Origin of the sequence: Methylibium sp. T29 (assembly GCF_000576205.1) — a bacterium.
Lineage (GTDB): Bacteria > Pseudomonadota > Gammaproteobacteria > Burkholderiales > Burkholderiaceae_C > Methylibium > Methylibium petroleiphilum.
Window position 1 is genome coordinate 1 of record NZ_AZND01000356.1, and the last position, 2805, is coordinate 2805.

Annotated in this window: 3 protein-coding genes; all 3 read right to left on the bottom strand. The window is 62.4% G+C overall.

The features are described 5' to 3' along the window. The coding region (locus x551_RS25560; RefSeq protein WP_161728106.1) for a tetratricopeptide repeat protein at positions 1-455 on the bottom strand (455 nt) is incomplete at its 3' end. A 272-nt stretch (positions 456-727) separates the two neighbouring features. After that, the gene (locus tag x551_RS20745) at positions 728-1435 is read right to left on the bottom strand and encodes a hypothetical protein (RefSeq protein WP_036250870.1); all 708 of its coding nucleotides are present in this window, start codon (positions 1433-1435) and stop codon (positions 728-730) included. A gap of 49 nt (positions 1436-1484) precedes the next feature. Then, the gene (locus x551_RS20750) at positions 1485-2348 is read right to left on the bottom strand and encodes a helix-turn-helix domain-containing protein (RefSeq protein WP_081771436.1); all 864 of its coding nucleotides are present in this window, start codon (positions 2346-2348) and stop codon (positions 1485-1487) included. Positions 2349-2805: the final 457 nt, after the last annotated feature.

Genomic DNA, 2805 nt, shown 5'->3' on the forward strand with positions numbered 1-2805 from the left:
TCGCCCTGCTGCGCTGCTGCCTCAAACCAGTGTTTGGCCTGTTCGAGATCCACGGTGAGGAACTCTCCCGACTCGAATAGTTCACCCAAAGACAGTTGGGCGCCGACATGCCCCTTGTGTGCTGCAACCTCGAACAGTTCACATGCCTTAGATGCGTCAGCTTCGATGCCCGAGCCCCTGAGAAACATGACTGCCAGATTGTTGATGGCTGTTGCGTCCCCTTGCTCGGCACCCAGTGAGAGCCAACGTCGAGCGTCCTCATAGTCTGTCTGGGCACCGATTCCATTGGCTAGCATGTAGCCGGCATTCGCGGAAGCCGCAGCGTGCCCCAGTCCGGCCAGACGCTTGAACTCTGTCAGCGCGGCCGAGTGTTCAGCTTCGCTGGTTGCATTTTGCTGCTGCTCGAAGGCAACCTGAAAGGCGGCCTCGAGAGAATCTCGCTCGGACTCATCCATGCTGACTGTGCTCAGAGTTGATTCCAAAACAAGGCTATCAGGGTTCAGGCTACGCGGCCCGTTCAGAATTTGCGATCAGCCCGAAGCTGATTGCCCAGTCTTGGCCACAACGTTGCACGACGGCCAAACGAGCGACAGCTGTCCTGTTGAATGAGGGGCTGCTCCGGGTCGTGAAGAGAAATTCGAGTTGCCGCCCGACAGCAGCCACTCGGCCTCGCATGTGACCACGGCGCATCTCGATGGATGAGTGCCGAACCGCGCGGCGCGTCACACTAGCCGCCTGCCTGGTGCTTCTGAACGATCGTGAGTTCGGGCAGGACATCGCGGTACTCCGGGATGAGTGCATTCAAGCGCGACATGCGATGGCCCTCGTCGGCAATCAAGACAGCGAAGAGAGCCGCAGCCATAGTCGAAATCGCGTTCGACGTCTCGATAACCTGAAGCACCAGCGGCAGGGGGAAGCCTTCGCTGTGACGCTTCAAAGGCTGGAAGCCACCATGGACAAACGAGTTCAGGCTGTGGCGCAGAACTTTATCGACTCGGCCGACCTCGTCGACCAGGACACGAGGCGCGTTGCAGCCTTCTTTGCGCAGTGCCTTGAGCATGTCGCCGTACACGGCAACCTTGCGGGCCTGTGCATCGGCCTCGACCGTGAGTTCGCGCTCAAGCGCCTCGATGTCCTGTTCTGTTGCGGCGTAGATTGCCCAGGCGCCCCGGAGCATGGACTCGAATTGCATGCGCAGCGTCGCAGTGGCCGTGTTGGGGTTGCCGCGTGCCATCAAGACGAGAAGAGAGTCCCCGTGCTCCATCGACAGGCTGATGGCGGTCGTCGCGACATCCGTGCCGTGCAGGTCGATGACCTCAAGGCCTTCGTCGTCCAGAGCAAGCGTCTGCGCCATCGCTTCATGCAACTGGCCAGAGCGCTGCAGCTTCCGGTCAATCAGTTCGTCGGTCTCACCGGCTCCGGGTTCACTGGCCATGCGCGATAGAACCTTCTTGCTTGCTGTTGTTGATGATCGCGAAGCCTGATCACCGGTTCGCGAAAGCCGCACTGAACTGACTCGCAGCAATGGAGGCGGTCACCGGCTTCTGCAGGAACAGCAGCCCATGTTCTTCGATGGCCGCCACGAGGGCTTTCTCGTCGACATCCTTGGTGCCCGCCTTACCGGTCAGCAGCGCGATGGGGCATGTGGCGCTCTGGCTTCGCAGCTTGGCGACAAGCGCCTCGGCCGTACCGGTCGGCAGAACCCAGTCGACCACGTAGGCGTCGAAGCTGTCGAACTGCAGAGCAGCTTCCAGCTGCGCCTCGGTCGCAAACGCCGTCGCCTCGAAGCCCAGCTCGACCAAGCCGGCCGCAAGGCTTCGGGCAACGTCGATGTCGTCGTCGAGGATCGCAAAGCGACGCGGCCTATCTGGCTTCGGCTCGATGATGAGTCGCCGGACGGTGCATGCCTGCGGCGTCGGCGTGTCGCCGGCCACCATCACAACCCACTCCGACCCGCCTTTGATCGCGATGAGGTCGCCTGGCCGATGCTGCGCCAGGGGCTGACCTGGCCAGAGGCGGCAGGTGACGCGCAGCGGCCCGGCGATGAGCAGCGCGGTCTCGTAGTCCGCTGACTTCTGCTCGCCGAACAGGTCCACCAGGGTCTCGCCGTGGTGCGTGGCTACGGTCTGAAGCTCCTCCAGCGACCACGGAGCGATCCCCGTCATGCGCCGGTGGGCCTGGTGGTACGACAGGCTGAGCAGACCGCCGATGTGTGCCGAGTGCCTGTGCCTCGGAAGGCCGGCCCTGTCGAGCAGCGCCCGGATGCAAGTGGCGGCAAGGGAAGCCTGGGCCGCCTCGGGCTTTGCTGGCTCCGGCGGGGGCGTTGGGGCGGCAGAACGAGTGTTCACCGCACACCTCGCGGCGTTTCATTGCTTATCACGCAACTTTTGATCTTCATAAGCTCATCCATATCGTGTAACAGATAATCTTTGCGTGCTACGCACGTTTTGCTCTGCTACATTGTCTTTTCCCGCCACTGTATGGCGTCAGGTCTTCACACCAGCGAAAGGTTGGCAATGAAAGCACATTTCAGCACCGCAATCCGGCCCCTAGTGAGACTTGCTGCCCCTTTCGGCCTCGTTCTCGGTCTAGGCCTGGGGCTCAGCGGACCTGCGCACGCTGTCGACGGCTGCAAGCTTCTGCTGTGCATGGCAGGCAACTGGCAGAACATCAGCCAGTGCACGCCCACCGTGCGCCAAGCCCTGCGCGACGTGGCCCGAGGTCGCGGCTGGCCCACCTGCAGCATGGGCGGCGACAGCGCCAGCGGCAACCAGTACGTGGCGCCCGAGCAGTGCCCGGAGCAGT